7 protein-coding genes are annotated in these 5105 nt (G+C 63.0%); 3 read left to right on the top strand and 4 right to left on the bottom strand.

The window, feature by feature from the left end; all coding sequences use genetic code 11:
- Positions 1–573 (top strand): anti-sigma factor family protein (locus WA702_RS06785; RefSeq protein WP_425109765.1); only part of this gene is annotated, 573 nt, incomplete at its 5' end.
- A gap of 382 nt (positions 574–955) precedes the next feature.
- Here WA702_RS06785 and WA702_RS06780 read toward each other — a convergent pair.
- Both WA702_RS06780 and WA702_RS06775 read right to left on the bottom strand, forming a co-directional pair.
- Positions 956–1906, bottom strand: a complete 951-nt coding sequence (locus WA702_RS06780; protein WP_425109764.1) for a DnaJ C-terminal domain-containing protein — start codon at positions 1904–1906, stop codon at positions 956–958.
- 109 nt (positions 1907–2015) lie between these two features.
- Complete coding sequence (locus WA702_RS06775; RefSeq protein ID WP_425109763.1) at positions 2016–2381, bottom strand: RT0821/Lpp0805 family surface protein; 366 nt, start codon at positions 2379–2381, stop codon at positions 2016–2018.
- Positions 2382–2548: 167 nt separating this feature from the next.
- Between WA702_RS06775 and pdxH the strand changes: the two genes are divergently transcribed.
- Together pdxH and WA702_RS06765 are read left to right on the top strand one after the other, a co-directional pair.
- Positions 2549–3199: a pyridoxamine 5'-phosphate oxidase gene (gene pdxH / locus WA702_RS06770; protein ID WP_425109762.1), complete on the top strand. Its 651-nt coding sequence runs from the start codon at positions 2549–2551 to the stop codon at positions 3197–3199.
- 199 nt (positions 3200–3398) lie between these two features.
- A complete protein-coding gene (locus tag WA702_RS06765; protein WP_425109761.1) occupies positions 3399–4151 on the top strand; it encodes an SDR family NAD(P)-dependent oxidoreductase in 753 nt (250 codons plus the stop codon).
- A 66-nt stretch (positions 4152–4217) separates the two neighbouring features.
- On the opposite strand, the gene WA702_RS06760 is transcribed toward WA702_RS06765, so the two are convergent.
- The gene (locus WA702_RS06760; RefSeq protein WP_425109760.1) at positions 4218–4523 is read right to left on the bottom strand and encodes a hypothetical protein; all 306 of its coding nucleotides are present in this window, start codon (positions 4521–4523) and stop codon (positions 4218–4220) included.
- Between the two features lie 376 nt (positions 4524–4899).
- Positions 4900–5105 (bottom strand): CorA family divalent cation transporter (locus WA702_RS06755; protein WP_425109759.1); only part of this gene is annotated, 206 nt, incomplete at its 5' end.

Raw genomic sequence — 5105 nt, 5'->3', positions numbered from 1 at the left:
CAGCGGCTGGAGCTGGAGCGGCTGGTGCGGCAGCCACGCCGCTGGATCTATGGCGCCATTGCGGCGAGCCTCGTGGCCTTTGTGGCGGGCGGCGCGGCCGGCTGGGTGGCGCACGGCGCGAGGTCGGTGCCGTCCCTGTTCCAGAATATCACCGATGACGCGCTGGACGCGCACAAGCTCTATGTCGTCGAGGTGCGCCATCCGGTCGAGGTGCCGGGCGACGAGAAGACCCATCTGCAGCAATGGCTGACCCGCCGTTGCGGCCGGTCTGTGAACGCGCCAGAGCTCGAGGCTGCCGGATTGAAGCTGGTCGGCGGCCGCCTGCTGCCGGGGCCGAGCGGCCCGGCCTCGTTCCTGATGTATGAAGGCCCGTCCGGCGAGCGCTTCACCATCTACGCGGCCAAGGCCACGACTGATGAAACGCAGATGCGCTATACCACCGAGGGTAGTACCGGCGCACTGTTCTGGGCCGATCGCGGCGTGGGCTATGTCGTCAGCGGCGGCAGTGACCGCGAGCGCCTGACGCAGGTTGCGCGGCTGGTTTATGACCAAGCCGAGAAGATGGGGGGATAACACGCGCGCGTTGCATGCAACGCGCTTTGGCAAGACGGGCGCCGCCAAAAATCCGTTAGTCGCCAGACAATCCATGTTGCGGCAGCCGCCGAGCAGCGGCGACGTGCGGCCCAAGCGACAACACGCTGAACGCGAATGTCCAAATTCGGACATTGAAAGTCTTCAATCAAGTCACCGGCGCGTCTCAATATCGCACCGAAAACTCACGAAAAAATGAGAAGCGTTCGATCCGCCGATCGACACGCAAGCGGCCTCGATTGGGGTTTTGTACCGCGCTGGTCCCCCTCTCGAGGCCGCACTTTTTTCCCGACTGCTTCCTCGAACAGCCGTATGCCGCCGGTCCCATATTCAGGGCCCGACGACGCACGTTGAGATTGAAGAATTAGCCGAGATTGCTACGCGGATTATAGGGGTGACGGTCGCGCCACTTCTGCATCAAGGTTTCGAGCTCGGCATCATTGCCATCAGGTAGCATGATGCGGGTCGTGACAAACAGATCGCCAGCCCCACCCGCCTTCGGCAGGCCCTTGCCCTTGAGGCGGAAGGTGCGGCCGCTGGAGGTATTTTTCGGAATCGGAAACTCCACCGCGCCGCCGAGCGTCGGCACCCGCACCTTGGCGCCGAGCACGGCCTCATAGAGCGTGATCGGCAGGTCCAGCTTGATGTCGCTGCCCTCGACCTTGAAGTAAGGGTGCGGTGTGATCTGGATCGTGATCAGGACGTCGCCCGGTCGGTGACCGGGTGCGCTCTCGCCCTGTCCCTTCAGCCGGATCTGCTGGCCGGCGGTGACCCCAGCCGGAATCTTGACGTTGAGCTCCTTACCGTTCGGCAACCGCACCCGCTTCTCGCCACCGGCGACGGACTCCTCGAGCGTCACCGACATCGAGACGTTGAGATCGAGATCAAGCCCGATGCCGCCGGTGTCGAAGTCAAATTGGCCGCCGCCCGGGCGCGCACCGCGCGCCGCGCCGCCGAACATGCTGTTGAGGATGTCCTCGAAGCCGCCACCGCCGGGCCCAGCGCCGCCACCGCTGCGGAACGTGTAGCTCTCGAAACCACCGCCCGGCGACGCACGACCGCCACCGCCGCCCGGAAAGCCCTGGAAGCGCGGCTTGCCGTCAGCGTCGATCTCACCGCGGTCGAACTGCTTGCGCTTGTCCTCATCACCGAGAATCTCGTTCGCGGTGTTGATCTCGGCAAACCTTGCCGAAGCCTTGGGGTCGTCCTTGTTGCTGTCCGGGTGGTGCTTCTTGGCGAGCTTGCGATAAGCGCTCTTGATGGCCGCAGGGGTAGCGCTCCGCGGCACCCCCAAGACCTCATAGGGGTCGCGCATCCGTCACGTCTCCTTGAAGAAAATCAGATACTAACCTATGGGCTCCGCGCCCGCTTTGCATTTCATCTGGGGAGTCCGTTGTATTTTTGCAACGGGTTCCAGCGCGGTTTCAGCCCTGTTTCCACGGCTTCAGGGTGCGGATCTCCCAATGGCCACGCGGGGTGCGGCAGGCCGAGCCCTGAAGCCAGCGCTCGGTATGGCCATTGACATAGCTCGCCAGGACGTCGCGACAGGAGCGGCCGTCATTATCCGCATAAGAACTCGCGATCGGGGTCACCGAACCGTGCGCGCCGCTCTGCGGATTTTGCCAGGGCTGGCTGGAATCCTTGTCACCACGGGTCAGAACATCGGAAGCCGCATTGCGGGCAAAAGCGAGATCGGCGTCCGTCGGCACGGATGATGCCTGCTTCGGTCCGATCGAGCCGGTGAGGTCACCGCCCTGCATGCTGGCAAACGCATTTTCGGAGTGGGACATGCTGCATCCTGCCCCCGACAGAGCGATCAGAATAAGTGTAAGCGCGGTGCCGGCAGGACCGATCGCCGATAGGCCAATCCGGACCGATGCCCTATATAGGACCGGAACGGAACGGCACTGCAGCGCGCTTCTGGCCGCGGGTGAACGCAAAACCTGGACTCCCCTCCATGACCGACCCCACGACCATCAAACACCAGACAACCTTAACATCAGGTCACTCCGCCGATTTCACCGCGGCCGGCGAGCCGTTTGCGCTGTTTGCCGAGTGGCTTGCGGAGGCCACCAAGAGCGAGCCCAACGATCCCAACGCGATGGCACTGTCGACGGTGGACGCGACGGGCCTGCCCGACGTCCGCATGGTGCTGATGAAGGGCTACGACGAGGCGGGCTTCGTGTTCTACAGCCACAAGGCCAGTCAGAAAGGCCACGAACTCGCCGCAAATCCTAAGGCCGCTTTACTCTTTCATTGGAAATCGCTGCGTCGGCAGGTGCGTATCCGCGGGCCGGTCGCGCCAGTGACCGACGCGGAAGCGGACGCCTATTTCGCCACTCGCCCGAAACAGGCGCAACTCGGGGCCTGGGCGAGCAAGCAATCCGAGCCGCTGGAGAGCCGGTTCGCCTTCGAGCAGGCGATCGCCAAGGTGACCGCGCAATACATCATCGGCGAAGTGCCGCGTCCGCCCGGCTGGAGCGGCTGGCGCATCGCGCCCTTGCGCATCGAGTTCTGGCACGACCGTCCGTTCCGCCTGCACGATCGCATCGAATTCCGCCGCGACGTGCCTGAGGGCGCATGGGAGAAGGTACGGATGTATCCGTAAGTCTTGTCATTCCGGGACGGTCCGAAGGGCCGAACCACAGGTGCGCAATTGCGTATCGAGGAATCTCGAGATTCTCAGTTGCGCGATTGCGCACCACAGTTCGGATGCTACGCATCGTGATGGAATGACCGTGCAATAAGCCGAGAGATGCGCTTTCCGGTAGATCGGCCGGCGACAGAAAGAACCAGAGAAAGTCCTTATGGCGACCGCCTCCAACCAGCCACGACGAACGATGATCCTGACCGGCGCCAGCCGGGGCATCGGCCATGCCACCGTGATCCGCTTCTCGTCAGCGGGCTGGCGCGTCATCACCTGCTCGCGGCACCCGTTTCCCGAAGAATGCCCCTGGGACGGCGGCCCCGAGGACCACATCCAGGTCGACCTCGCCGATCCCAGTGACACGCTGCGCGGGATCGAGGAGATCAAGCAGCGGCTCGACGGCAACGCGCTGCACGCGTTGGTCAACAACGCCGCGATCTCGCCGAAGGGCGCTGATGGCTCGCGGCTCGGCAGCGTCGACACCGACCTCGAGACCTGGAATCACGTCTTCCGCGTCAACTTCTTCGCTCCGATCATGATGGCACGCGGACTGATCGAGCAGCTGAAGGCGGTGAAGGGCTCGGTCGTCAACGTCACCTCGATCGCGGGCTCGCGCGTGCATCCGTTCGCGGGCGCGGCCTATGCGACCTCAAAGGCGGCGCTTGCAGCGCTGACGCGAGAAATGGCATTCGACTTCGGCCGCGTCGGCGTGCGCGTCAACTCGATCGCGCCGGGCGAGATCGATACCTCGATCCTGTCGCCCGGCACTGAGAAGATCGTCGCCGAGCAGATCCCGATGCATCGGCTCGGTACCCCCGACGAGGTCGCCAAGATCATCTACGTGCTGTGCACGGAGACCAGCTCTTACGTGAACGGCGCCGAGATCCATATCAATGGCGGGCAGCATGTGTGAGGGATAGCCCTCGCTGCTCGCTCCGCACGATGAAGCAAATATCAGAAAGCAAGCCCTGGCAGGCGGTCAGACCAGGCCACGCAGGATCTGGGCGGCGCGCCAGCGCAGGCGCGCGGTATCGACGTTGAGCGCGCCGGAGCATTCCTCCTCGCGCTCGCCATCTTCGAGCTCGGCCCCGCAATAGCAGCAGCTCCGCGGCGATAACGCAAACGCCGTAGCAGCGATGCGACCGCGCTGATAGGCGGCAAGCTCGACCACGTTATCCGATGCCGTTGTGCGTTTCTCAACCATTGCTGCCTCTTGGCTAAGGCGCGGTGAACGCGCCTTCCACTTTCGAGCGGGCGTCTCACGCAACGCGAACAGCGTCGTCATGCTCGTGCTCTCTGCGGCTTATCGCAGAGAAGTTTCGACCAAACGTTCAGCGCACTCCTCAAATTTTAGCTGAGGAATTGGGGCGGCTTTGCAGCGGCGAGAAGTCCGAATGATAGTTTCGCCATCGTTTGCCAAACCGTCGCGCGCAGATGAAGCGAACGTGAATCGCGGTCGCGAAAAACGGGACGCGACCTCAGCAATTCATACGCGCTGATGTCAGCCAGCTTTCGAAGCATTCGGCAATGCTGGTGGCCGCTGGATGTGGGGCAATGCGACCCGGCAAATCCTGCACACTGCCCGAGCAATTGCCTTTCGGCCTTCTCGATGACGGCACTGCGGATCAGGTTCGTCCTTAGGGCCCGATTGCTTCAAGCCATTACAGCCACTTCTTCAGCTTGAAGATATAGTAAGGTAGGACCGCCGCCCCAACCATCATGATCAGCGCCATCGGATAGCCGTGGGTCCATTCGAGCTCCGGCATCACCTTGAAGTTCATGCCGTAGATCGAGGCGATCAAAGTCGGCGGCATCAGGACCACGGCCATCACCGAGAACAGCTTGATGATGTTGTTCTGCTCGAGGT

This window comes from Bradyrhizobium sp., assembly GCF_049798375.1.
Taxonomy (GTDB): Bacteria; Pseudomonadota; Alphaproteobacteria; order Rhizobiales; family Xanthobacteraceae; genus Bradyrhizobium.
The sequence above is the reverse complement of the archived record's forward strand: the minus strand, read 5'-3'. Positions and strand labels throughout refer to the sequence as shown.